General features: G+C 68.5%; 19 protein-coding genes. 5 read left to right on the top strand and 14 right to left on the bottom strand.

Going from position 1 to position 24,895, the window contains the following annotated elements:
• Positions 1-200 precede the first annotated feature (200 nt).
• Positions 201-1,157 (top strand): AEC family transporter, encoded by a 957-nt coding sequence (locus tag QM470_RS15020; protein WP_283339825.1) that lies wholly within the window; start codon positions 201-203, stop codon positions 1,155-1,157.
• A gap of 226 nt (positions 1,158-1,383) precedes the next feature.
• On the opposite strand, the gene QM470_RS15015 is transcribed toward QM470_RS15020, so the two are convergent.
• The 3 genes from QM470_RS15015 to hemE all read right to left on the bottom strand — a co-directional run bounded on the left by QM470_RS15015 (position 1,384) and on the right by hemE (position 6,656).
• Positions 1,384-2,448: a type II asparaginase gene (locus QM470_RS15015; protein ID WP_283339971.1), complete on the bottom strand. Its 1,065-nt coding sequence runs from the start codon at positions 2,446-2,448 to the stop codon at positions 1,384-1,386.
• A 421-nt stretch (positions 2,449-2,869) separates the two neighbouring features.
• Positions 2,870-5,095, bottom strand: a complete 2,226-nt coding sequence (priA, locus tag QM470_RS15010) for a replication restart helicase PriA (RefSeq protein ID WP_283339824.1) — start codon at positions 5,093-5,095, stop codon at positions 2,870-2,872.
• A 448-nt stretch (positions 5,096-5,543) separates the two neighbouring features.
• Complete coding sequence (gene hemE, locus QM470_RS15005) at positions 5,544-6,656, bottom strand: uroporphyrinogen decarboxylase (RefSeq protein ID WP_283339823.1); 1,113 nt, start codon at positions 6,654-6,656, stop codon at positions 5,544-5,546.
• Between the two features lie 289 nt (positions 6,657-6,945).
• Here hemE and gltS point away from each other — a divergent pair, with 289 nt between their 5' ends.
• Positions 6,946-8,175, top strand: coding sequence for a sodium/glutamate symporter (gene gltS, locus QM470_RS15000; RefSeq protein ID WP_283339822.1), 1,230 nt, complete (start codon positions 6,946-6,948; stop codon positions 8,173-8,175).
• A 184-nt stretch (positions 8,176-8,359) separates the two neighbouring features.
• Positions 8,360-9,196, top strand: coding sequence for a GNAT family N-acetyltransferase (locus QM470_RS14995; protein ID WP_283339821.1), 837 nt, complete (start codon positions 8,360-8,362; stop codon positions 9,194-9,196).
• 111 nt (positions 9,197-9,307) lie between these two features.
• Here the strand turns inward: QM470_RS14995 and QM470_RS14990 are convergent, their stop codons facing one another.
• The 4 genes from QM470_RS14990 to QM470_RS14975 form a co-directional block, all read right to left on the bottom strand.
• A complete protein-coding gene (locus QM470_RS14990; protein WP_218333430.1) occupies positions 9,308-9,763 on the bottom strand; it encodes a CoA-binding protein in 456 nt (151 codons plus the stop codon).
• Positions 9,764-9,863: 100 nt separating this feature from the next.
• Positions 9,864-10,409, bottom strand: a complete 546-nt coding sequence (locus tag QM470_RS14985) for a hypothetical protein (RefSeq protein WP_283339819.1) — start codon at positions 10,407-10,409, stop codon at positions 9,864-9,866.
• A 308-nt stretch (positions 10,410-10,717) separates the two neighbouring features.
• Positions 10,718-13,006, bottom strand: coding sequence for a protein-disulfide reductase DsbD family protein (locus QM470_RS14980; RefSeq protein ID WP_283339818.1), 2,289 nt, complete (start codon positions 13,004-13,006; stop codon positions 10,718-10,720).
• Positions 13,007-13,137: 131 nt separating this feature from the next.
• Positions 13,138-14,619, bottom strand: a complete 1,482-nt coding sequence (locus tag QM470_RS14975; RefSeq protein WP_283339817.1) for an MATE family efflux transporter — start codon at positions 14,617-14,619, stop codon at positions 13,138-13,140.
• Positions 14,620-14,831: 212 nt separating this feature from the next.
• On the opposite strand from QM470_RS14975, the gene QM470_RS14970 reads away from it, so the two are divergent.
• A complete protein-coding gene (locus QM470_RS14970) occupies positions 14,832-15,719 on the top strand; it encodes a creatininase family protein (RefSeq protein ID WP_283339816.1) in 888 nt (295 codons plus the stop codon).
• 438 nt (positions 15,720-16,157) lie between these two features.
• Positions 16,158-16,559 (top strand): DUF2750 domain-containing protein, encoded by a 402-nt coding sequence (locus tag QM470_RS14965; RefSeq protein ID WP_283339815.1) that lies wholly within the window; start codon positions 16,158-16,160, stop codon positions 16,557-16,559.
• A gap of 385 nt (positions 16,560-16,944) precedes the next feature.
• Here QM470_RS14965 and QM470_RS14960 read toward each other — a convergent pair whose 3' ends face one another.
• From QM470_RS14960 to QM470_RS14930, 7 genes are all read right to left on the bottom strand, one after another.
• Complete coding sequence (locus tag QM470_RS14960; protein WP_283339814.1) at positions 16,945-18,567, bottom strand: alkaline phosphatase D family protein; 1,623 nt, start codon at positions 18,565-18,567, stop codon at positions 16,945-16,947.
• Between the two features lie 127 nt (positions 18,568-18,694).
• Positions 18,695-19,333: a hypothetical protein gene (locus tag QM470_RS14955; protein ID WP_283339813.1), complete on the bottom strand. Its 639-nt coding sequence runs from the start codon at positions 19,331-19,333 to the stop codon at positions 18,695-18,697.
• 115 nt (positions 19,334-19,448) lie between these two features.
• Entirely contained in the window at positions 19,449-20,120 is a 672-nt protein-coding gene (locus tag QM470_RS14950; RefSeq protein WP_280012813.1) for a histidine phosphatase family protein, read from the bottom strand.
• Positions 20,121-20,247: 127 nt separating this feature from the next.
• On the bottom strand, positions 20,248-21,198 hold the full coding sequence (locus QM470_RS14945) for a PhzF family phenazine biosynthesis protein (protein ID WP_283339812.1): 951 nt from the start codon (positions 21,196-21,198) through the stop codon (positions 20,248-20,250).
• Positions 21,199-21,313: 115 nt separating this feature from the next.
• On the bottom strand, positions 21,314-22,498 hold the full coding sequence (locus QM470_RS14940) for an aminotransferase-like domain-containing protein (protein ID WP_066541694.1): 1,185 nt from the start codon (positions 22,496-22,498) through the stop codon (positions 21,314-21,316).
• 283 nt (positions 22,499-22,781) lie between these two features.
• Entirely contained in the window at positions 22,782-23,381 is a 600-nt protein-coding gene (locus tag QM470_RS14935) for a LysE family translocator (protein WP_283339811.1), read from the bottom strand.
• A gap of 274 nt (positions 23,382-23,655) precedes the next feature.
• Positions 23,656-24,879, bottom strand: a complete 1,224-nt coding sequence (locus QM470_RS14930; protein ID WP_283339810.1) for an HDOD domain-containing protein — start codon at positions 24,877-24,879, stop codon at positions 23,656-23,658.
• Positions 24,880-24,895 lie beyond the last annotated feature (16 nt).

The raw sequence follows: 24,895 nt of genomic DNA, 5'->3' as shown, positions 1-24,895 counted from the left end.
CCAACAGATATCTTGTGCAAGGTTTTCACCATGGCGGGCGATCGGTGGACGATATGCGGGCAGGGCGCTTGCCGCCCGTCGGGTGGCTGGTGCGGACACCGCCGCAGCGCCTTCGGCACGCCGCCACGGCCTTGTGCTTTGCGGGACACCGGATTTTTCCGGGGCTGCATCGTGCTGCGCTGCAGCGACAATCCCCGTCTGTGCTGTCCGTTCTGATCGTTACCTTTCCCTTCTTCGCGCTGGTGCTGTGTGGCTATGTCGCCACGCGGGGCGGCGTGCTGCCGCTGTCGGCCATTTCGGGCCTGAACACCTTTGTGCTGTTCTTTGCGCTGCCGTGCATGCTCTACCGCTTCGGGGCGCAAACCCCGATTGCCCAGTTGCTGGATCCGGTGGTGGCCGGGGTGTACCTGCTGTGCGGGCTGGCGCTGGTGGCCGCCACGCTGGCGCTGACGCTGCGGCGCTGGGGCTGGAACGATGCCGCCTTTGGTGCGCTGGTGGCCGCTTTCCCCAATTCCGGCTTCATGGGCGTGCCGCTGCTGGTGGCGCTGCTGGGCGAGGGCAGCGCCGGTCCGGTGATCCTGACCATGGCGCTGGACATGGTGATCACCACCTCGCTGTGCATTGCCCTGTCGCGACTGGGCGAGGGGGAGGGCGGGGCCGTGCAGGCGCTGCGCAAGGCGCTCAGGGGCATGCTGTCCAACCCCATGCCCTGGTCGATTGCACTGGGGGCCGTGGCATCGGCCCTGGCGTTCGAGCTGCCTGGACCCATAGACAAAACCGTGGCCATGCTGGCGGGCGCCGCCTCGCCGGTGGCGCTGTTCACCATAGGGGCGGTCCTGGCGCGTTCGCAGATGAACCTGCACGAACAGCTGGCCCCGCGCGACTATGTGCCGATTGCGCTGGTCAAGCTGCTGGTGCACCCGCTGCTGGTGTGGTCCGCCTGCCAGGCGGCCGTGGCGCTGGGCCTGCCGCTGTCGAACGAGGCCATGGTGGCGCTGGTGCTGGTGTCGGCCCTGCCCAGTGCCAGCAATGTGTCGCTGCTGACCGAGCGTTTTGGTGCGCATGGCGGGCGCGTGGCGCGCATCATCCTGGTCAGCACCGCGCTGGCGTTTGTCACGTTCTCGGCGGCCGTGACCTGGCTGGCGCCGGCCGCGTAAGCGCGCAGCCCAGGCAGCCGCCGCATCGTCCTTCTCTCCGCGATTGGGGTGCAAGGGGCCTGTTTTGTAGGGCCCAGGACCCGGTGGAGCGCGGTGAAAAAACAGCGGCCGGAGCAGACACTGCCTGCACCGGCCGATGGGGGCGTCCCCGCTGGCAGGGCCGGAAGCCCGTACCTGCTCTGCGGCAGTGCCGAAGAGCAGTCCGGTCTGCGGGCCGTGGCGCCGCTCAATATTCCCAGAACATCCGTTGCAGCGTCTTGGTGTCGGCGCCGCGGGTCAGGGCCAGCATGGTCAGGATGCGGGCCTTTTCAGGGCGCATGTCGTGGGCGACCACCCAGTCGTACTTGTCGTCGGGCTGCTCGGCGTTGCGCAGCACAAAGCCGTAGGGCACGCGGGAGGAGCGCACGATGATGGTGCCCTTGGCGCGGGCATCCTGCAGCGGCTTGACCATGCGGTCGGCCACCGAGCCATTGCCGGTGCCGGCATGGATGATGGCCTTGGCGCCACCGGCCACCAGCGCATTCACGGCCGTGGGCTGGACGCTGCCGTAGGCATAGACGATGTCCACCTGGGGCAGCTGCGTGATGTTGTCGATGTTGAACTCGGACTGGTTGGTGTGGCGCTTCACGGGGGCGCGGAACCAGTAGTTCTTGCCTTCCACCACCATGCCCAGCGGGCCCCACTGGCTCTTGAAGGCGCCGGTCTGGATGTTGATGTCCTTGTTCACATCGCGGGCGGTGTTCAGCTCGTCATTCATGGTGACAAGCACGCCCTTGCCGCGCGCATCCTTGGACGCTGCCACGCTGACGGCATTGACCAGGTTCAACGCGCCATCGGCGGACAGGGCCGTGCCGGGGCGCATGCTGCCGACCACGGCGATGGGCTTGTCGGTGTGCACCACCAGGCTCAGGAAATAGGCGGTCTCGGCCAGGGTGTCGGTGCCGTGGGTGACCACGATGCCGTCCACATCGCCCTGCTTGGACAGGGCGGATACGCGCTTGGCCAGGGCCAGCAGGTTGTCGTTGGTGAAGCTTTCGGAGGCGATCTGGAAGACCTGCTCACCGCGCACATTGGCCACCTGAGCCAGTTCGGGCAGGCCGGCCAGCAGCTTGTCCACCGGCACCTTGGCCGCAGTGTAGGTGGCGCTGTTGACGGTGGAGGCGCCGGCGCCGGCGATGGTGCCGCCGGTGGCCAGCACCACGACATTGGCCTTGGGACCGGCCGCAACGGGCTGGGTCGCAGGTGCCGCCGGGGCGGCAGGGGCGGGTGCGGCAGCCGGGGCCGCGGCCATGGGGGCTGCGGTGGAGCTGGATTGGGTGGCGCATCCGGCCAGCAGCAGTGAAGCCGTGACCACAGAAGCTGCAGCCAGACGGTGCAGGGTGAAGCGGGCAGTACGGGGAGCAAGGCGCATGGACAATCCCTGGGTTGTGGTGAGTGGTTGCACACCTTGCGCGCGCGGCCGCCGGGCAGCAATGGGGCTAATCCGGGCTTGCCAGCGGCGCCGCACAGCCATGGTGCGGCGCGCGCACGGTGCACGGGCCTCTCTGCACGTTCTGTGCCGGAATGTGGGGCTGGGCGTGAAATCTGCCTTGGGGAATTGCCAGGTTTGCGTTGGCTGCTCTCAATATGGGAGTGACTGGCGCGCCGCCTCGCACGCTGCGCTGACGCAGTCCGGGGCCCCGGAGGCAGGGGGACGGTGCCTGAGAGGGGCGTTACAGGCTTTGCGGGTCCACATCCACCAGCCAGCGCACCAGGCTTTTGTGCTGGGGCTGGCCGCGCACCCAGTGCAGCCAGGGCTGCCATGCATGCAGGAAGCGCTGCAGCGCGCGGCGGTCGGTGGCTTCGATCAGCATCTGCGCCCGTTCGACATCGGCCACGCGCTGCATGGCCATGGGGATGGGCGGGTACAGAAACACATCGTCCAGATGGGGCAGCTCGCCCTGGCGTGCCGCATCGCTGGCGGCGCGCAGAAAGTCCTGGGCGGCCTCCTGGGTCCGGGCATCGGCGCGCACCAGGGCCTGGAAGGCGAAGGGCGGCATGCCGGCATCCTCGCGCTCGCGCAGCTGGCGCTGGGCAAAGCGCGGGTAGTCGTGCTGGCGCAGCGCCTGGAACACCATGTGCTCCGGATCCTGGGTCTGCACCCACATCTCGGGCCGGCTGTCCTGGGCGGCGACATACGAGCCGTCGCGCCCCGCGCGGCCGGCGGCCTGCATCAGCAGGCAGAACAGGCGCTCCGGCGCACGGAAGTCACTGCTGAACAAGGCCCCATCGGGCTGCACGGCGGCCACCAGCGTGATGCGGCGGAAGTCGTGGCCCTTGGCGACCATCTGCGTGCCCACCAGCACATCGATCTCGCCGCTGTGCACCTGGTCCAGCTGCTGCTCCAGCGCGCCCTTGAGCCGGGTGGTGTCGGCGTCGATGCGGCCCACGCGGGCCGGGTTGCCATCGGGGCGCTGCACATTGCGCAGCAGCCGCTCCAGCTCTTCTTCCAGCTGCTCCGTGCCCTTGCCCAGCGGCAGGATGTCGGGGTTTCCGCATTCCGGGCAGGCATGCGGCACGCGCTGGGTAGAGCCGCAGTGGTGGCAGCGCAGCGTGCGGTCGCCCTTGTGGAACACCTGGTGGGCGCTGCAATGGGGACAGTCGCTCTTCCAGTTGCAGTCGGCGCAGAACAGCACCGGTGCAAAGCCCCGGCGGTTGAGCAGCACCAGCGCCTGCTCGCCGCGCTGCACGCGTTCGGTGATGGCCGCGATCAGCGGCGGGGAGAACACCGCTTTGCGGGGCTGTTGGCGCATGTCCACCAGGCGCACGCGCGGCAGCTCGGCCGCGCCAATGCGGCTGGGCATGTGCAGCCGCAGGTAGCGGCCCGGTCCGCCGCTGTCGGCGGGCTCGCTGGCGTGCCAGCTCTCCAGCGATGGGGTGGCACTGCCCAGGATCACCTGGGCGCCCTGGGAACGGGCCCGCCACACGGCCAGGTCGCGGGCGGAATAGCGTGCCCCTTCCTGCTGCTTGTAGCTGGGGTCGTGCTCTTCGTCGACCACGATGACCTGCAGCCCCGGCAGGCTGGCGAACACCGCCATGCGCGTGCCCAGCAACACGCGGGCCTGGCCGGTGTGGGCCGCCAGCCAGCTCTTCAGGCGCTGCGGGTTGGTCATGCCGCTGTGCATGCTGACCACGGCCTGCGGGCCGAACTGCGGGGCAAAGCGGGCGGTGAAGCGTTCCAGCAGCTGGGGCGTGAGGTTGATTTCCGGCACCATCACCAGTGCCTGGGTCGGAAAGCCGGCGTCGGTGCCGGCCTGCAACGCCTGTTGCACGCGCTGCATATAGACCTCGGTCTTGCCACTGCCGGTGGCGCCGTACAGCAGAAAGGGGCCGGGGTGCTGGTCCATCTGGGCGCACACGCCCTGCTGCTCGGCGCTGAGTGCAATCGTGGGGAGCAAGGCGGGCGCCATGGCTGGTGCCGGCGCTGCGGCGTCGGCCACGGCCTGGGCATCCAGCGCCGCCTGGGCCTTCTTGCTGAGCTTCTTGGACTTGGGTGCCAGCCGGCGGGCCAACTGTTCGGCCGTCATGTCCTTGAGGGCCGGGGGCAGGCCGGTCAGCGCAATCTCGCCCAGGCTGCGCTGGTAGTACTGGGCGGCAAAAGCCACCAGACGGCGCCAGCGGGCGTCCAGCGGGGGCAGGCCATCGAGCACGCTGCGCACGGGCTTGAGCTGGGCCTGTGGCACCGGCTCGGCATCGGCCGGGCCGTCCCAGACCACGCCCAGCAGCTCCCGGTTGCCCAGCGGCACCCGCACCAGCGTGCCGGGGGGCAGGGCAGTGGTGTGCGTGTAGGTCAACAGCCCGCCCACACCGCTGTGTACCGGCGTGTGCACGGCCACCTGGACCCGGAACACGGGGGCGGAATCAGGGGATGGAGAGGCGGAATCGGGCGGAAGCGGCATGCAGCAAGGATTTCCACAGGGCACTCCCGGTGCGATGCGGGTTTCTGTGGATAACTTTGTGGGGATTATCTGCTGGAACGCAGTAGCCGCCCGCCGGTGTGGCGCAGGTTGCGGTTACCACGTAAGCATAGAAAAAATTTATATTTAAACAAAAACAATGGCTTATAACGACTTTGCGTCATGTGGCGCTCAGCAAAAGCAGAGCAGGCCAGCCCATGCCTGCCTGCCCGCTTCTGTGCATAAGTGGGATGTGCAAATCCGTCAAGGGCTTGCCAAAGAGCGAAAAACAACGCTGCCGTCAGGTGCCAGGAGGCGTCTTCGTGGCCATTGGCGGGTAATGCAAGTGGGTACTTGCAATTTGCCCGCTGTTGTAAACATTTTCTGACACTCGGCAACAAAAAAGCCGTGGCGTCACCACGGCCGGGTGGCAGCCCCACAGGGGCAGGGCTCAGCCTTGGCGCAAGGCGCGTGAGTGGCTGTGCACCGCTTCCACCAGCGCGGCCACATGTTCGGGCGGGGTGAACTGGCTGATGCCATGGCCCAGGTTGAAGATATGGGTGGGGCCGGTGGTGGTCTTGTCGGTATGGGGCTTGCCGAAGCTGTCCAGCACGGCACGCGCCTGGGCGGCCACCTGTTCGGGCGGGGCAAACAGCACGTTCGGGTCGATATTGCCTTGCAGCGCCTTGCCGGGGCCGCCGACTTCGCCGCCGACGATGGCACGGGCCTGGCCCAGGTTGGCGGTCCAGTCCAGACCCAGCACTTCGCAGTCCAGCGCGTTCATCTGGTCCAGCCAGATGCCGCCGCCCTTGGTGAAGACGATGCGTGGCACGTCCTGGCCGTCCACACCGGTGCGCTTGAGCTGGCTGAGCACGCGCTTGGTGTAGGCCAGGCTGAACTGCTGGAACATGCCGTCGGCCAGCACGCCGCCCCAGCTGTCAAAAATCATCACCGCCTGGGCGCCGGCGTCGATCTGGGCGTTCAGGTACACGGCCACGCTGTCCGCATTCACTTCCAGGATGCGGTGCATCAGGTCCGGGCGGGCGTACATCAGGCTCTTGACCAGACGGTAGTCGTCGCTGCCGCCGCCTTCCACCATGTAGCAGGCCAGCGTCCAGGGGCTGCCGGAGAAACCGATCAGCGGCACGCGGCCGTTCAGCGCCTTGCGGATGCTGGTGACGGCATCGAACACATAGCGCAGCTTGTCCATGTCGGGCACGGCCAGCTGGGCCACGGCCGCTTCATCGCGCACCACCTTGGCGAACTTGGGACCTTCGCCCTGGGCGAAGGTCAGGCCCAGGCCCATGGCGTCGGGCACGGTGAGGATGTCGCTGAACAGGATGGCAGCATCCAGCGGAAAGCGTTCCAGCGGCTGCAGCGTGACTTCGGTGGCGTAGTCCACATTGGTGGCCAGGCCCATGAAGCTGCCAGCCTGGGCGCGGGTGGCGCGGTATTCGGGCAGGTAGCGGCCAGCCTGGCGCATCAGCCACAGCGGCGTGTAATCGGTGGCCTGGCGGCGGCAGGCGCGCAGAAAGGTGTCGTTCTGAAGGGGGGCAAAAGACATGAAAAGGCTCACACGGGTGGGGTGGCATGCTGCAGCAAAGGCGCACACCAGCGTGCCGGGGCCGGGCGGTGCGCTGGCAGCGCCCGGCAGGGCAGGTATACGGGGGGAGCGGGCAGTGTACCGGATGCCCTTTGCGCGCACCGGCATGCCGCACTGTGGCGGCAGGGTTCCCGCGCCGAAGCTGACGCAGCGCAAACCGCAGGATGCGGCGCCTCTGCCGGGGTTTTGCAGCGTGCGGCGGCGGGCTTGGGTAGGATGCACTGCTTTGTGACGAAAGAGCCACTGCACCGTGACCCTGCCCGAGACCTTGCACATTCCTGCCTTCCAGAGCTTCACGCTGGCCATCCTGCTGTTCTTTGTGGGGCAGAAGCTGGCGGCCGCCTGGGAGCCGCTGCGCCGCTACAACATCCCCGAGCCGGTGGTGGGTGGCTTTCTGTGCGCCTGCGTGGTGGGGCTGGCCTACGGGGTGCTGGGGCTGCGCATCGAGTTCGATCTGCAGGTGCGCGACCAGCTGCTGCTGTACTTCTTTGCCGGCATCGGTCTGAAGTCGGATCTGAAGACGCTCAAGGAAGGCGGCAAGCCGCTCGCCATCCTGCTGGTGCTGGCGTCCGGCTTCATCGTGCTGCAGAACGTGCTGGGCATGGGGCTGGCCGGACTGTTCGGGCTGGACCCGCGCGCCGGGCTGATGACCGGCTCCATCGCCCTGACCGGTGGCGTGGCCACCACGCTGACCTGGGCTCCGCACTTCATTGACCGGCTGCAGATCGCCAATGCCATGGAACTGGGCATGGCCACCAATATGGTGGGACTGATTGCCGCCTGCAGCATTGGCGGCCCCATTGCCGGCTGGCTGATGCGCCGCCATGCCATCCAGGGCAGCGATGCCCGGCCGCTGGATGTGGGCGTGTCCAACAAGCAGGCGGCGGTCACGCTGGACTACTACGGCGTGCTGCGCGCCTGGCTGTGGCTGAACATGGCGCTGATGATCGGCGGCGTGCTGACCCCGCTGTTCCAGGAAATCGGCCTGCAGCTGCCCATGTTCGTGGGCTGCCTGATCGGCGGCATCGTGCTGCGCAACACGGCCGGGCGCTGGATGCTGGGCCGCAAGCAGCACAAGCTGGGCCAGTTCCATTGGCAGAGCATGCGCCAGGGCCTGGCCATGATCTCGGACATCTGTCTGGGCCTGTTCCTGACCATGGCGCTGATGGGCCTGCAGCTGTGGGTGCTGCAGGGCTCGCTGGGCTTTGTGCTGACGGTGCTGGTGCTGCAGGTGCTGATGGCCATTTTCTTCACCGCCTTCGTGGTGTTCCGCGCCATGGGGCGCGACTACGAGGCGGTGGTGATCTGTGCGGGCTTTGGCGGCATCACGCTGGGCTCCACCGCCACGGCGGTGGCAAACATGACGGCCGTGGCACGCAGCCATGGCGCGGCGCACCGGGCCTTCATCGTGGTGCCGCTGGTCTGCGGCTTCTTTGTGGACATCATCAACGCCCTGGTGGTGCAGTTCATGGCGCGCTGAGCGGGCGTGCACGGCGGCAGTGACATGCCGTTGTCACGCGACCATCACGGGGATGACATATGCGGCGCGCACACTGCGTGCTGTGAGACGGAGCGAGCCAACAGGGACGGCAGTGCGGACAACCACTGCCGTGACAGACCCGGCTTCGGACTCACACGAATTCCCCGCAGGGGGTGGAGGCCGCATGGACAGCATCAGCATTCCCGACGTGGGCGCACTGGGCAGCAGCCCGCTGTCGTCCACCCCTGTTCCCCAGAACCGCAGCGTCGCCAGCCCGGCACTGAGTGTGGGCTGGGCTCGCCATCTGGACGAGGTGCGTGCCGCCCAGCGCCTGCGCTACCAGATCTTTGCCGGCGAACTGGGTGCCAAGCTGCCCACCGACCAGCCCCACAGCCTGCCGGGCCACGATGTGGACCATTTCGACGATTTCTGTGAACACCTGCTGGTGCGCGACCAGGTCACGCAGAAGGTGGTGGGCACCTACCGCCTGCTGACCCCCAGCCAGGCCCGCCGCGCCGGGGGGCTGTACTCCGAAGGCGAGTTCGACTGCAGCGCGCTGGCGCCCTTGCGCAACGACATGGTGGAACTGGGCCGCAGCTGCGTGCACCAGGACTACCGCAGCGGTGCCGCCATCCTGGCGCTGTGGGGCGCGCTGGCCGACTTCATGCAGCGCAACCGGCTGCAGTCCATGGTGGGCTGTGCCAGCTTGCCGTTGCACCACCCCGGGCTGACCTATGGCGAAGGCGCCGCGCGCATCTGGGCGCAGCTGCCGGCCAAAAGCCATTGCCAGCCGCAGTGGCAGGTGCGCCCGCTGCTGGCGCTACCCCTGCGCGAGGCCGAGATTGCGGCCCAGCCCCAGCCGGTGGTGGAGCTGCCGCCGCTGGTGCACGGCTATCTGCGCATGGGGGCCCGGGTGCTGGGGGCTCCGGCGTGGGACCCCGATTTCCAGACCGCCGACCTGCCCATCATGCTGCAGATTGCCGATCTCCCTGCGCGCTACCGGCGCATGCTGGGCTGCTGAATCCCCTTGACCGGTGGCTGGGGCGCTCCCGCGGGGCGCCCCTTCTGCGTTGGGAATCCATCGGGCGCTCCGCACCCCTGGGGCTGTCGTGCCGGGTCAGGTGCCTCTGTCTCACGCCGCAGCGCCGAGCAGGCGGCGGTGTTCCAGCTTGATGCAGGCGTCCTGCACCACCATCAGCCCGGCCTGCGCGGCCAGGGCTGCGGCTTCGGCGTTGACCACGCCCTGCTGCAGCCACAGGCAGCGCGCGCCCACGGCCACGGCTTCCTGGGCAATGGGGCCGATGGCCTCGCTCTTGCGGAAGCAATCCACGATATCCACTTCCAGGCCTTCGGCGGCCAGGCCGGCAGCGGCCTCCGTGACGCTGGCGTAGACACGCTCGCCCAGAATCTGGCCGCCGGCGGCGGCGACCACGGGGTTGACGGGAATCGTGCGCAGGCCGTGCTGCTGCAGGTAGGCGGCCACCTCGTGGCTCGGGCGATCGGCCTGGGGCGACAGGCCCACGACGACGATGGTGGGGGCGGCCTGCAGCAGGTCCCGCAGGGCGGTGTCGGATGCGGTGGTGATCATGGGCACAGTGTGCGGCATGTGGCGCCGCCCGTCTGTCACCCACGGACGCAGCGCCTGGGGCGCTTGCCAAGCACTCCCCAGCGACCCCTGTCCGGCAGGCTCAGACCCCGTAGTGGTAACGGTCGCGGTTCAACGGGTCTTCATCGGCGGGCGCCAGACTCACCAGGCCCAGGCTGCTGAGCAGCAGCACCACCAGACCGAACAGGTAGACCGCCACCGCCAGACCCAGGCTCAGCGGGTAGACCGTCTGCAGCAAGCGGCAGGCATCGCCCATGCCGGACAGCAGGCTGCACTGCTGCAGCGCCGGCATGTGCATGTACCAGACCACGGCCAGCAGCAAGGCCGCTACCGTGAGCAGGGCGCCGCGCCAGTGCAGGCCGCCAAACAGCGTGGCCAGCAGGCACAGCGGCACCGCCGCACCCCAGGCCAGCATCAGCAGCCAGGCGGTCATCGGAGAGTGGGCCAGCATGCGTTCCAGCAGGTCCCAGTGCGGCAGCGTGTGCAGCAAGGTCAGCAGGTTCCACACCGTGGGCAGCACCGCCACACTGGCCAGCAGGCCGAACACGGCGGCGCCGCACAGCAGCACGCGCTGGCGCGGCGTGCGCCGGGGAGTGGGGATCAGGACGGAAAGCTGGATGCTGGCCATGGCAATCTCCTCGCGGCGGGACGTACGGCGGGGGATGCCGCCACTGCGCCTGCGCACTGTCTGGAGCCAGTCTAGGGGGCTTGCCCTGCTGCTGCGTGTAGGCCAAGTTGGTCCGTTGGGCGGATTGATTAGGGGTTAACCCTTGGTCTCCGAGAGCGCCGCCACCGGCCGTGGCGACGGGCGGCCTGATCCACGGCACACGTTGTTGTCCCCTGACCGCAAGGAGGCACTCACGTCGCGGCGCAGTGCATGTGGCATGGGCCCAGGCGACGGCGGGCTTTTCCGTCCGGACGGGAGCGGTGACGCGTTTACAGCGCTGCCAGGGCCTGTCGCACTTCGGTGGTGGACAGCAGCTCGGTCAGCACCTGCGGGGCCTTGCCCGGCGCGTAGAGCACATAGACCGGCACGCCGCTGCGGCCCAGGCGGGCCAGCTCGGCCGTGATGGCCGGGTCGCGCCGTGTCCAGTCGGCACGCAGCAGCTGCACCTGGCGCGCGGCAAAGTCGGCCAGCACCTCCGTGTCGGACAGCGTGGTTTTCTTGTTGAACTGGCAGGTCACGCACCAGGCCGCGGTGAAATCCACAAACACGGGTTGGCCGGCGGCCTGCAGGCTGGCGACCCGCTCGGCGCTCCAGGGCTGCCACAGCGCGGTGCTGTGGCCTGCGGAAGCCGATGTGGCGGCCTCCACCGGCTGCACCACCAGGCGGCCCGCCGTGGGCAGCAGCCACACGGTCAGGGCCAGCACCAGGGCGCCCAGCGCCCAGCGGCTGCGGCCCTGCAGCGTCAGCGCCCACACCAGGGCGGACAGCAGCAGCAGCAGGCCCAGCAGCGCGGCGCTGCCGTCGATACCGCTTTGCTGGCCCAGCACCCAGACCAGCCAGACCACGGTGGCGAACATGGGAAAAGCCATAGCGCGGCGGAAGGTGTCCATCCACGCGCCGGGGCGGGGCAGCCAGCGCAGCAGCGCAGGCACCCAGCCTACGATGACAAAAGGCAGGGCCATGCCCACGCCCAGGGCGGCAAACACCGTCAGCGCCTGCACGGCCGGCATGCCCACGGCAAAGCCCAGCGACGCCCCCATGAAGGGGGCGGTGCAGGGAGAGGCGATGGCCACGGCCAGCACGCCCGAGAGGAACGCATCCACCACCGGGTGGCGGGCCTGGGCGCTGGCCCAGCGGCTGGGCAGCAGCATACGCAGCTCGAACAGGCCCGCCAGGTTCAGGCCGATCAGCGTGAACAGCGCGGCCAGCAGGGCCACCACGGCCGGGGACTGCAGCTGGAAACCCCAGCCCAGTTGTTCCCCTGCGGCGCGCAGGCCCAGCAGCAGGCCGCCCAGGGCCAGAAAGCTCAGCACCACGCCCGCACCATAGGCCAGACCGGCGGTACGGCGTGCGGCCGGGGCGGTGCCCGGTTGGGCCAGGGCCAGCAGCTTGATGGCCAGCACGGGGAAGACGCAGGGCATCAGATTCAGGATCAGGCCGCCGATCAGGCCGCCCAGCACCGCCAGCCACAGGCTGGAAGCGCTGGCTGTGGGGGCCGGTGCCGCGGGCGTGGCCGCGTTGCGGTTGGCCTCCAGTGCCGCTGCCAGCGCCGGGGAGACGGTGGCCAGCTGCACGGCTTTCCACTGGCCTTCGACCGGTGCCTCCACGCGCCAGGCCTGGGCAGGAGGGGCATGGGCCACATCGCTGCCCGCTGTGGGCAGGCCGAGCACCACCGGCAGGCGGGCGGGCGTGTCGCCGCGCATTTCGGACAGCGGCAGCTCGGCCGTCCAGGTGGCGCCGTTCCAGGCCTGGGTCCAGTCCTTGCCCAGTTCGGCGGCATGGCGGAAGGTGTCGCTGGATTCCGGGTAGAAGGCCAGGGTCTGGCCCTGGGCGGCGGCGGGCAGGCCGTTCACCTGCAGTTGCAGGCGCTCGCCGCCGGGCAGCACGGTAAAGCGGGCCTCGCCTTGCAAGGCCTGGGGGGCCTGCCGGGCAGCGGCTGCAAAGTCGGCGGCCGCCATGGCCACGCTGCCCTGTGCGGGAAGGTCCAATGTGAAGCTGCCGTCCTCGGGAATGCATTCCACCCTGCACACCAGCCAGCTGGCCTGCAGCTGGATGCGGGCCATGCCCTGGGCATCCGGCGCAAAGCCGGCCGCGACGCTGGCGGGCACGGGCAGCAGCACCGTGCCTTCATAGCCATAGTTCAGCAGATCGCCGACGCGGATCTGCTGCGGCATGGGCCAGGCAATGTCGCCGGCGGTGATGCCGGCCGGCAGTTGCCAGGTCAGCTGGGTGGCCAGGCCGGAATCACCGGCGTTCTTCCAGTAGGTGTGCCAGCCCGGTTGGTGGTGGATGCGCAGCCCCAGGGTCAGGGGCTGACCGGGGGCAATACCCTCGGGCGCCAGCGCCACCAGTTCGGCCCGCACCCGCGGGGTTTCCACCGTCGCCGATGCGCCGGGCGCTGCCGTGGCGGCCTGGGCCGATCCCAGCTTGAGCTGGATCTGTGCCTGTGCGTTGCCCGAAAACAGGAGCAGACATGCCAATGCCAGTGCGCCGAGAAACGCAAAAAAAGCAGTGAGACGAAGGCGGAGGAGCAGGGCAGTGGAGGGCAAAACGGGCATGGCGGAAGTTGGAGGCGCAGACGCCATTTTGGTTCCTGCGCAGAAAACCGGTCGCCGGGTGGCCCTGCCGCACCGGTGTACGTGCTGATATTGCGCGTCAGCAGCCATCCGCGCCAGGGCGCTGGCGATGTTCAGCGGTTGGCCTCGGGCTCGTCCCCGCCCAGGCTGCACACCGGGGTGGGCGGCTGCCCGCCCACTTCGGCCGGTGTGGCCTGGGGCGTGGCCGGCCCGTCGGGCAGCATATGGGCCTGGCGCCAATGGCCCCAGCGGTAGTAGGCCAGGCTCAGCAGCATGGCGCACAGCGAACTGATGGGGAAGCTCCACCAGATGGCGTCCACCCCCAGCCAGGGCTGCATCCACTGCGCCACGGGGACGCGCACGCCCCACAGCGCCAGGCCCAGAATGACCAGGGGCGGAATCACCGCACCGGTGGAGCGCACCACGCCCGACAGCACAAAGGTCACGCCAAAGAACACAAAGGAGCCGATGGCGATGTGGTTCAGGTGGCGCGCCGGCTCCAGTGCCGCGCTGCCGGCCGGAAGAAACCAGCCCAGCACCAGCCGGTCGGCCAGCACGATCAGTGCGATCAGCAGGCCGGTCATGCCCACATTGGCCCAGACCCCGGCACGGGCCGTACCGTCCACCCGGTCCCAGCGGCGCGCGCCCACGTTCTGTGCCGCCATGGACGAACAGGCCGCCCCGATGGCCATGGCCGGCATCTGCACATAGGTCCACAGCTGCAGGGCGGCGCCGTAGGCGGACGACAGCTCGACCCCGTGCAGATTGACCAGGCGCATCACCATGATCATGGCCAGGGAGATCAGCACGATCTGCGCCCCCATCGGCAGCCCCTTGGTGATCAAGGTGTGCACGATGGTGGGCTGGGGGCGGAACAGGTGCAGCTCGCTGCGGCCTATCCACAGCGGGTGGCGGCGGCGGTACAGCCACAGCAGCATGGCCACAAAGCTGATGGCATTGGCCACCAGCGTGGCCGTGGCGGCGCCGGTGATGCCCATGCGTGGCACCGGACCCCAGCCAAAGATCAGCAGCGGGTTCAGCAGCACATCCAGCACCACCACCAGCAGCAGGAACAGGAAAGGCGTGCGCGTGTCGCCCGCGCCGCGCAGCACGGCGGAGACAAAGGCAAACAGATACAGCAGCGGCATCGCCAGGAAGATGATGCGCAGATAGCTCTCCGCCAGCGGCAGCGCGGCTTCGGGCGTGTCCATCCACTGCAGGATCAGCCGCGACAGCGGAAAGCCCACCACGGCGATCAGCACCGACACCGCGCCAAAGAAGCTGGCGCTGGTGCCCATCACCGCCCGGGCCTGGGCCAGGTTCTTGGCACCCATGGCCTGGGCCACCAGGATGGTGGCCGCCATGCCCACGCCAAACACCAGTCCGATCAGCAGGAACAGGATGTTGTTGGCGTTGGCCGTGGCCGTCAGCGCCGCTTCGCCCAGGTACTTGCCCACCCACACGGCATTGACCGAGCCGTTGAGCGACTGCAGCACATTGCCCGCCAGAATCGGCAGCGCAAACGCCACCAGGGTGCGGGCAATGGGGCCTTGGGTCAGGTCGCGGATGGGAGCGCGGTGCGGTGTGGATGCCATGCCGCATTGTGGCGGGCTGCGGCCGGCTGTCCAGCCGCCCTGTGACGCAGACCTGTCCGCTGCACGCCTGACATCGGCGAGGGACCGCTTCCCGCCGGGGGCGGTGCGGATTCCGCTGGCCTGCTGGACCTCTGCACGCCTCTCGCATGCCCTCGGCTTGCCCTGCGCAGGGCTGTCGCCAGACCTGGGCGCCAAGCCTCTAAGATGCGGTCATGGCCTCCCGCACTTCCACCCCCCAGACTGCCGCCCCCGATTCCTCCGCCATGCCGCGCTGGCCCTCCCGCCACTGGGCCCAGGTATCGGCGCGCGACTTTGCGCTGGCGCAGACCAACGGTCTGGCGGCCGCCACCGTGGCCGTGCTGCCCGTGGGCGCGGTGGAGCAGCATGGCCCGCACCTGCCGCTGTCGGTGGACAGCACCCTGGTGGACGGCATGGTGGCTGCGGCGTTGCCGCACCTGCCGGCCGACACCCCGGTGCTGGTGCTGCCCACGCAGCAGATCGGCCTGAGCCTGGAGCACGAAAGCTATGCTGGGACCCTGGGCCTGTCGCCTGCCACGCTGCTGGCGCTGTGGACCGAGATCGGTGCCTGCGTGGCCCGTGCCGGCGTCAAAAAGCTGCTGATCTTCAATGCCCACGGCGGCAATGTCAGCAGCATGGACATCGTCGCGCGCCAGCTGCGCATGCAGTGCGGCCTGCTGGTTTACCACAGCAGCTGGTTCAACCTGCCGCTGCAGGGCAGCGATCAGGCGTTCAACGCCCACGAACACCGCTTTGGCGTGCACGGCGGCGAAATGGAGACGTCCATGCTGCTGCACCTGGCGCCAGAGCGGGTGCGCATGGAGCATGCACAGAACTTCAGCTCCACCTCCGCGCAGCGCGCGCAGCACTACCCCATTCTGGGCAACGGCAAAAGCGCCAAGCTCGGCTGGGCCATGCAGGACTACAACCCTTGCGGGGCCGCCGGCAACGCGGCGGCGGCCGATGCCGCGCGCGGCAAGGCGCTGGTGGAGGCGGTGGGCGTCAGCCTGGCGGCGCTGCTGGAGGAGATACACCGGTTGCCGGCGAGCACCGTGGGGGCGGAGCCTACGCCGTTGGGGTGAGGTGGCTGTTCATGCTGTTTTGATAGCGGCGTGTACGCGTGTACGTGGCGCTGGAGCCTGCTTCTAGTCAGCTTCTGCTGTGGCGTTGTTTGCCGAGGCCGGGAATTCGCCCCGGCGGGCGACCTCCTTTCATTTGCGTCGCCAAATGAAAGGAGGCAAAGCAAAAGCGAGCCTGCCGGCGGCTGCGCCGTGTAACTCACTTTGCGCCTGCGGCGCTCCGTTCGAACATACGCGGCGAGTCAGTTGAAAAACCGAAGCGGGGGCATGCCAGTCCGCCGCTGCGCGGCGGCAGGCACGCGGGGCGGTGTTCAGGACGGGTTTCGACCCACAGCAGTCCTACGCATCGGTGCTACCGTCAATTCATCATTTCTAGAACGACTAGACCTCCGGCTGTAACTTGGTGACAGAATGCCTCACTAATCCAGCGCCAATTCCCATATGGAAAAGTCTTATTCACTCAATCGGCAACAGTTCCAAGCTATATCGGCACTTGCTAGTCATCAGCGTTATCGACATTTCATCGGTCGAGTATCCGACTGGGAATTTGTGTGGGGACTGAGAAATGAAGATGGATGGGTGACAGCCTCAGACAACAGTGGAAATCTTGTGTCCCCTTTTTGGCCACATCCAGATTATGCAACTGCTTGCGCAGGTAGCGAGTGGGCAGGAAATTCCCCAGCGAGCATTGAGATTCACCATTTCTTGAGTCGTTGGCTTCCCGGTATGGAAAAGGACGGCATGCTTGCGGCAGTATTCCCAACGCCAACAATGCAGGGGGTAATCGTTTCACCGCGCCAGTTGCAAAGGGATATTGAAGAGGAACTATCTAGCTTAGAGTGAAACAAGTAGTTCGAAATTCCGCTTCTGGCCGATTGCCGACAGCGTTGAATAAGCAAACCCAGAATCCGAGTCGCGACAGGTTCGACACAGCGCTTGTGTTCCCGTGTGCCAGCCGCAGCGCAGCTGCGCACTGGAACGCCTTGGTTCCACTGACTTGCCGCGTTTGTCCGAACGGAGCGCCGAAGGCGCGCAGTGAGTTATGCGGCGGGTATTCAAAGCGCGCTCTTTCCCCACTTTCTCGCGCGCCAGCGAGAAAGTGGGTCGCCTGCCGGGGCGAAATCCCGGCCTCGGAATCACACCGCACGACGAGGACTGAAGTCGACTCCAATCAGAGCGTCTGATAGCGGTCCGTGCGCTCCCGCGCAGCACAAACAGCCTATTGGGATCACCCCGCCACCGGCCCCGCTTTTCCGTTTTCCACCACAAACTGCGCCAGGGTGTAGACCGGGCTGTCGGCGTTCAGCGGGTCGGCCACGGCGCGCAATTGGGTGCGCAGGGTCTGGGGGGTGATGTCCACCAGGCTGTAGCCGCGTTCTTCGCAGCGGGCCAGCAGCACCTGGGGGTTGTGGGCGCGCAGGGCGTCCACCTTGTCCTGGGTGGTGCCGCTGCGCGAGCTGATGGAGGTGCCGCAGAACTCGCTGGCCAGCACGGGGTTGTCCTTGTCCAGCGGCCGGTCGGTCAGGGTGGGGACGGCGCAGACATAGTTCTGGTGGATGTCGCCGCCCAGCAGCACGCTGTTGTGCGGGGCGGCGTCGGCGATCTGCCGGGTCAGGCGCTGGCGTGCGGCCGGGTAGCCGTCCCAGCTGTCGGTGGACTGGGCGCCGCTGGGCCGGCGGCGGGCGGTGAACAAGGTGGTCTGGGCGACCACGCTCCAGCGTGCGGCATCCGCGCGGTGGCGGCTGTCGGCCTGCAGCTGGCGGCCCAGCCAGACTTCCTGCTCCCGGCCCAGGAAGCTGCGGGTGGGGTCGAACAGCTCCGGGCAGCGGTCCGCGTGCACGCTGCCGCTGTCGGCCTTGCCCGGTGTGCGGCAGGCCTGCGGGCTGCGGTACTGGCGGCCGTCCAGCAGGTGGAACCGGGCCAGCGATCCCCAGTGCAGGCTGCGGTACAGCTGCAGCCCCTGCATGCTGCGCTGCAGTGCCCCGGCGCGCAGCGGCATGTTTTCATAGAACGCCTGCCAGGCGGCCATGCGCCGGGCCAGAAAGGCGGTGGCATCGCCCAGGCCTTGGTCGGCCGCATAGTCGTTTTCCACCTCGTGGTCGTCCCAGATCACGCTCCAGTTGCACTGGGCGTGGGCGGCCTGCAGCAGCGGATCGCTTTTGTGCAGCGCATAGCGGTCGCGGTAGTCCTGCAGGGTGCGGGCGGTGCGCAGCGGCTGGGGACGGGCCAGGCCTTCGGTCTTGGCGGGCTGGGCGTACTCGTAGATGTAGTCGCCCAGAAACAGCACCAGGTCCGGCTGGTCCTGCACCACGGAACGCCAGGCGGCGTAGTGGCCGTGCTCCCAGCGCTGGCAGGAGGCAAAGGCCAGGCGCAGCCGTTGCACGGCCGCGCCGGGCGCTGGCGCGGTGCAGCAGTGCCCGGTGGTGCTGGTGGCATCGCCCTGCATGAAGCGGTAGAAGTAGCGGCGCCCTGCTGCCAGACCGTTGACCTGCACATGCACGGCATGGCCCCATTCCGGCAGGGCCCGGGTCTGGCCGCTGGCGGCGATGCGGCGAAAGCCCGGGTCGTGGGCCAGCTCCCAGCGCACGGCCAGCGCCGGCAGCTGCGGCGCATCCGCCTGGCCCAGCCAGCGGGCGGGCGGCGTCAGCCGGGTCCAGAGCAGCACGCTGCCGGGCTGGGGGTCGCCACTGGCCACGCCCAGGGTGAACGGGTTGTGGTCGGGGTGGGCGATTCCGCTGGCAGGGGCGCTGCGGGCCCAGGCGGGCAGCAGCCCCAGTGCGCCGCCCAGGCCGGCGGCCTGCAGCAGTTGGCGGCGGGTGGGTGGCGGGCAGGTAAAAAGAGGGTCGGTCATGGCAGGCCGGTCACGCGTTCTGGTGCCGTGCGGGTGGCGTTTTCGATGGCGATGGCCGTGCACCTGGTTGGGCCGGGGCGGCCATGCTCCGGCGGGCCCGTGCTGCCATGGATCGGGGGGAATGGTCTCAGCCGACAGTATCCATGCCGCGCGGCAGCAGGCGCAGGTGGGTGAACTGCCAATGGTGCAGTGCCTCGCGCAGGATCAGCAGGGCTGCAGCCCCGTGCGGATCACCGGGCAGGTCCCGGTCCGTGCCGCCGTAGTGGCGGCTGGACTGGGCCACCAGGCGTTCGAACAGCGCCTCGATGGCCTCGCGCGTGACGGCGGGTGGCGCGCAATCGGGGGCGGGCGGCCACATGCCCAGCTCCGGATCGCCGGCGGCCTGGCGGGCGATCTGCAGCAGCAGTGGATCGCGCGTTGCCAGCACGGTGTGGGGCGGCACCAGGCGGGCCAGCGGCATCACGGCGTCTTCCACCACCATGATGCCGGCCTCCAGCTGGGCGGGCGTGGGCATGTCGCGCTTGAAGGTGCGCTGCGTCAGCAGGTGCAGGCCCAGGTGCATGTAGTGCACCACCGGCGTGGGGTGGCCCTGGTTGCCTTCGCTGACCAGCAGGTAGCAGGCGGAATCGCCCACATCGAACAGGGCCACCGCTTCGTGGGCCTGCACCGCCGGCCCCAGCAGCGCGCGCAGCTGCTGCATGGTGGCAACGGTGGGAGTGGGGTCGAGGGAGGGGTCTTGCTCGGGGGGGAGAACGGTTCCGGACATGGCGCGCTGGCTCCGTGGCGGTGCAAAACCCCGGTTGTAAGCCAATCGGCAAAGCCCTACGCCGAGGGTAGGGCGCAGGCCAGGGGATACGGCCGGGGACATGCCCGGGCCTGCGTCAGGCGAAAGTGGCCCAGTCGCGGGTCTGCGGCGTATCCAGGTGGTTCAGCGTGTTGAAGGTCTGCAGCATCATGCGCTTGGGGCTGATGCTGAACTCCGTCACCGCGCTGTTGCGGATGCGCATGTTCAGCGCAATGCTGGCTTCGGGCGTGGTGCCCAGGACCTGGGCCACGGCGGCGGAAATGGGGCCGCCGCTGCTGACCACCAGCACATTGCCGCCCGCATGCTGCTGGCGGATGCGCTCCAGCGTGCTGCGGATGCCGCCGGAGAAGTCGTCCCAGCTGGGCATGCCGGCGGGGGTGATGACGCCGCTCATCCACTGGGCCAGTGCATCGCACAGCAGGCGGAAATGGTGGCGGTAGCGCTCGGGGGTGTCGGCCTTGCCCAGCGGTTCGGGGTGGATGCAGCGGATCAGCGCGTGGCTGTCGTATTCGTTGAGGGCCGGCAGTGCCTCGGCGGCAGGAAGGCCCGGCAGCTGGCGGGCAATGCCTTCCAGCGTCTGGGCGTGGCGGCGCAGCGTGCCGGTGAACACGGCGTCGAACGGCTGACCGCGTTCCTGCCAGTACTGGCCCAGGCACTCGGCCTGCTCCATGCCCCGGGGGCTGAGCTGGTCATAGTCGTCGGCCCCGAAAGATGCCTGGCCGTGGCGTACAAGGTAGAGGGTTCCCATGCCGCGCATTGTGGGCAGGCGGCTGGCGCGCACATGTCGTGCGGGCGACGCGAAAGCCGTGCGCTGTCGCCTGCGCGTCCGGTGCGTCCGGGGAGCTGGGCCGCCCGTCGGGAGGCCGGGCCGGTGTTTACAGCAGCACCTGGCCTTGCACGCAGGTGACCGTGTGCCCGCCCACCCACAGAGCGCCGGTGGCATCGGGGGCGATGGCGATCTCGCCCGCACGGCCCACGCACACGCCCTGGTTGGCGGTGTAGGGCGCCTGCAGCCAGCCCTCGGCGGTTAGCCACTGGGCCAGGGCTGCGTTCAGGCTGCCGGTGACCGGGTCTTCCATGGCCTGGGAGGGGACCAGGCCGCGTACTTCCAGCTGCACACTGGCGGCGGCTGGCGCAGTTTCGCCCACGCGGCTGCCGGCAAAGGCACGCGCTTCGCGGCTGGAGCGGCCGATCAGGGCGCCGGCATCTTCCTGCGGGTAGCGGGCCGCCAGGCCCAGCTTCTGGCCGGTGGCCGCCAGGCGCGGCCAGTCCGGCTCCAGGGCCAGCAAGGTGTCGGGATCGTCCAGCAGCACGCCCATCCAGGGGCTGCCGTTGTACAGCTGCTGGGCGGCCAGCACCTGGGCAGGCTCCAGGCCCAGTGCCGCCGTGACCTGGGCCAGCAGGGCCGGGTCCACCGGCTGGCGCTGGAGTGCCGGGGCGCAGAAGGCCAGGCGCTGGTCACGCCGGGCAATCTGCACCAGGCCCTGTTCGCATTCCTGCAGCACATGGCTGCTGCTATGTGGCTGGCCGCCATGGGCCAGCCAGGCATGGCAACTGCCCAGCGTGGGGTGGCCGGCAAAGGCCAGCTCGCCCCGGGGCGTGAAGATGCGCAGGCGGTAGTCGGCCCCTTGCGCCGCTGCTTCGGCGCTGGGAGGCAGCACGAAGGTGGTTTCGGACAGATTGGTCCAGCGGGCGAACTGCTGCATCTGTGCGTCCGACAGGCCGGCGGCATCCAGCACCACGGCCACCGGGTTGCCCTGGTAGGGAACGGCGGTGAAGACATCGACGGTCATCAAGGGGCGGGAGCGCAGGGCAGAGGCTGGCATAGCGGCAGGCAAGGGCAGAAAAGAACAACGCGGTGCGGGCTGTGGCTGAACGGGTTCAGGCAGCCCGGCACCGCGCCGGAGGTGCCACGCACGGGGCGTGGCGGCACACAGGCGCTCAGGCCTGGGATTGTGCGCGGATGGCGTCCGCCAGGGCGGCGATGCCCTGGTTGATCTGCTCGGCCGACACGGTCACATAGGACAGGCGCAGGGTGTTGGTCTGGGCGTCGCCGGCGTAGAAAGGCGCGCCGGGCACAAAAGCCATCTGGCGCTCCACAGCCTTGGCCAGCAGGGCCTGGGCGTCCATGCCCTGGGGCAGCTGGACCCACAGGAACATGCCGCCGACCGGGCGGGTCCACTGCACGTCCAGGCCGGCCATTTCGCGTTCCAGCGCGGTCAGCATCACATCGCGCTGGGCCTTGTACATGGCACGGATGGTGGGCACATGGCGGTCCAGGAAACCGTCCTTGATGACTTCGGCCACCACGCGCTGGTTGAAGCTGGGGGTGTGCAGGTCGGCGGCCTGCTTGGCCTGGGTCAGCTTGCCGTAGACCGACTTGGGCGCCACGATGAAGCCAATGCGCAGGCCGGGGGCCAGCACCTTGGAGAACGAGCCCATGTAGATCACGCCTTCGGGGTTGCGCGCAGCCAGGGGCAGGGGCGGCTCGCCTTCGTACCAGAGGTCGCCGTAGGGGTTGTCTTCGATCAGCGGAATGTCCAGTTCCTTGGCCTTTTCCACCAGCGCCTGGCGGCGCGCTTCGCTCATGGTGCGGCCGGTGGGGTTCTGGAAGTTGGGCAGCACATAGGCGACGCGGGCCTTGTCGGCACCGCTGCCCACCTTGGCGGCAAAGTCGTCCACCAGCATGCCTTCGTCATCGCTGTCCACGCCCTCGGCCACCGGCTCCATGGGGGTGAAAGCCTGCAGGGCGCCCAGGTAGGTGGGCTTTTCGACCAGGATGCGGCTGCCGGCGTCCAGGAACACCTTGCCGATCAGGTCCAGCGCCTGCTGGCTGCCGGTGGTGATCAGGATCTGCTCGGGGTCGACATTCCAGGGCAGGAAATCGGCAATCGCCTGGCGCAGGGCTGGCAGGCCTTCGGTGGTGGAGTACTGCAGGGCGGCGGCGCCGTCACGCTGCATCACGGTCTGGCAGGCGGCGGTGAACGCGTCCAGAGGGAAGGCCTTGGGGGAAGGCAGGCCACCGGCCATGCTGATGATGCCGGGGCGGTCGGTCAGCTTCAGAATTTCGCGGATCGCGGAGGAATTCATCTTGGCGGCACGTGCAGCCAGGGTCCAGTTCGTCATAACTCAATCTCAAAAATCGGCGCACGCCCTGTGCGGGCGCGTTGCGGCGGAAGGAGCATGCCGTTGTGCAGCATGTGCCGGCGAGCAGTGCGAGCGCTGGCATCGGCAGGCGCAGGCAGGGACGGTCGGCAGGAAACAGGGGCACAGCCTTTGGGGATAACGCAGGCTGCGGATGAGAGCTATTGTGGGGGGGCGGATGGCATGGCTGGGAAAGTTGGGGAAAAAAACTGTGTGCAGTCTGGGGGTGTCAGGCACCAAATTGGGGACAGGATAGGAGTCCGGCTCAGGCCCGCAGCATCCACGCCGCGGTCAGCACCAGCAGCGCGGCCATGCCACGGTTGAACCACAGCAGCCGCCGGCCCTGGGCCAGCCAGCCGCGCAGCAGCGCACCGATGCAGGCATAGAGCAGGTTGCTGGCAAAGGCGTAGCAGACCATGACCGGCAGCACCACGGCCAGGCGCTGCAGGCCATCGGGCTGGCCGGCGACCCAGCCGGCGACGATGGTGAGCGCCAGCAGCCAGGCCTTGATGTTGACGAACTGCAGGGCAACGCCCTGCCAGAAGCCGACCTGCAGCTGTTCGCTGCGGGCCTGGGCCAGCTGGCCGCTGCTCCACAGCCGGAATGCCAGCCATAGCAAATAGGCAATGCCCACGCCCTGGATCAGCCAGCGCAGCGCCGGGGCTGCCGTGACCATGGCGCCGATGCCGGCAGCGCACAACAGCAGCAACAGGCTCCAGCCGCAGGGCACGGCCAGCACAAAGCGCATGCTGCGGCGCAGGCCGAGGTTGGCCGCCAGGGCGGTGGACAAGGTGGTGTTGGGGCCGGGGCTGAAGCTCATGGCCGAGGCCAGAACCAGCAGGGCGGTGAATTCGTGCAAAGGCATGGGAGACGGGAACAATCCGGGTCACTGTAGGCGTGCGCGCCCCACTTGCCTACGGCGCTATCCCTAGGGTGTGGCCTTGGGCGTGCGGGGGCATGCGCTGCAGCAAAGCCAAAAGGGGTGCTGATGGAGCGGTTGTCCGAGCCGGTTGGAACCAACTTGCCCCCCCCCCGTTCGCCGCACTGGGCGTGTGCCCGTCGGAGCCACGGCGCAAGGGGTGCGCTGCTGCGCTGGCCGTGCCGTACTTTTCGGCGCAGTGCAGCAGAGGGGCTTGTTTTTACAGCGCCAGGCGCTCGGCCGGCCATTCGCTGATGGTGCGCAGCAGCGTGCGGTTCACATGCTCCAGGTCGATGTCGTAGCGCGCACACAGCTCGCGCACCACGGGGCCATCTTCCTTTTCCAGCGCCTTGGCCAGCAGCAGGCTGGGGGCGTAGGGGCCGTCTTCCTCCACCGCGGCTTCGTGGATGCGTTCGGACAGCGGCAGGCGCTGCAGCGTCTGGCTCAGCGGCTCGTCCAGCAGCTCGTCCAGGCGCGAGAACAGGCCGCACAGATAGACCTCGCTGCGCAGTTCCTGGCTGACGCCGGGGTCCAGCAGGCGCTCGGTCAGCTGGGCGCGCATCACGGTGGCGGCGCGGATGGGCTGCAGGTCCTTGTCGGCGCTGGCCTGGGTCAGCTGGTTGGCCAGCCACTGCTTGAGCTGGCTGTAGCCCAGCATCACAAAGCCCATGCGCAGCGAGTCCACGCCCGAGCGCAGGGCCAGTGAGGCCGAATTGGTGAACACCATGAAGCGGTAAGCCAGCATGGGGTCTTCGCTCAGGATCTGCTCGAAGGTTTCAAAGGATTCGTCGGCGTCCACGGCCTTGAGCAGGCGCATCACATGGTCGTGGCTGGGCGCCAGTGCCCGTTCGCCGCGCAGCTTGTGCTGCACGTCTTCCGACGGCCAGCCCACGATGGCGGCAGCGCGGTGCTGGTCCAGGCAGCGGTGCATGATGGCGCGGCTGTGCAGCTCTTCGTACATCTGGCCGTCCAGCAGTGCCAGGTGCTCGGGGGCCGGAGCGCCGGGCGACAGCTGCATCAGCTGGATGGCGTCCTGCGGTGCCAGGCGCAGCATGCTGCTGGCGAACCAGCGGGCGCTGTCGGCATCGGGCAGGTCGTTGAGCGCGCCGCGCCACACCAGGCGCACACCGCGCGCCTGGGCACGCTGCACCAGGTCGTAGAGTGCGGAATCGGCCAGCCATTCGCCGCGCACTTCGATCAGCTGCTGCGCATCGCGTACGGTGTGCTGCAGCAGCAGACCCAGCAGGTGGCGCGACTGGGGCGACAGAATGAGCCGGGGCGCCGTGGGCGCCGCCATTTCCTGCAGCATGCGCAGGAAATGCGGGACATCGGGCTGGTCGTCGCCGCCCTCGTGCATGAACAGCTGCACACCCACCAGTTTGCGGGCGGCATTCCACAGTGGGCGGTAGCCCAGGGCCAAAGAGGTGAGCGCAGTCTGAACCATGCAGCGATATTAGGCC

Source organism: Comamonas sp. 17RB (assembly GCF_030056555.1).
Classification (GTDB): Bacteria; Pseudomonadota; Gammaproteobacteria; order Burkholderiales; family Burkholderiaceae_C; genus Comamonas; species Comamonas terrigena.
Note: the sequence above shows the minus strand (reverse complement) of the source record. Positions and strands in the feature narration are given on the sequence as shown.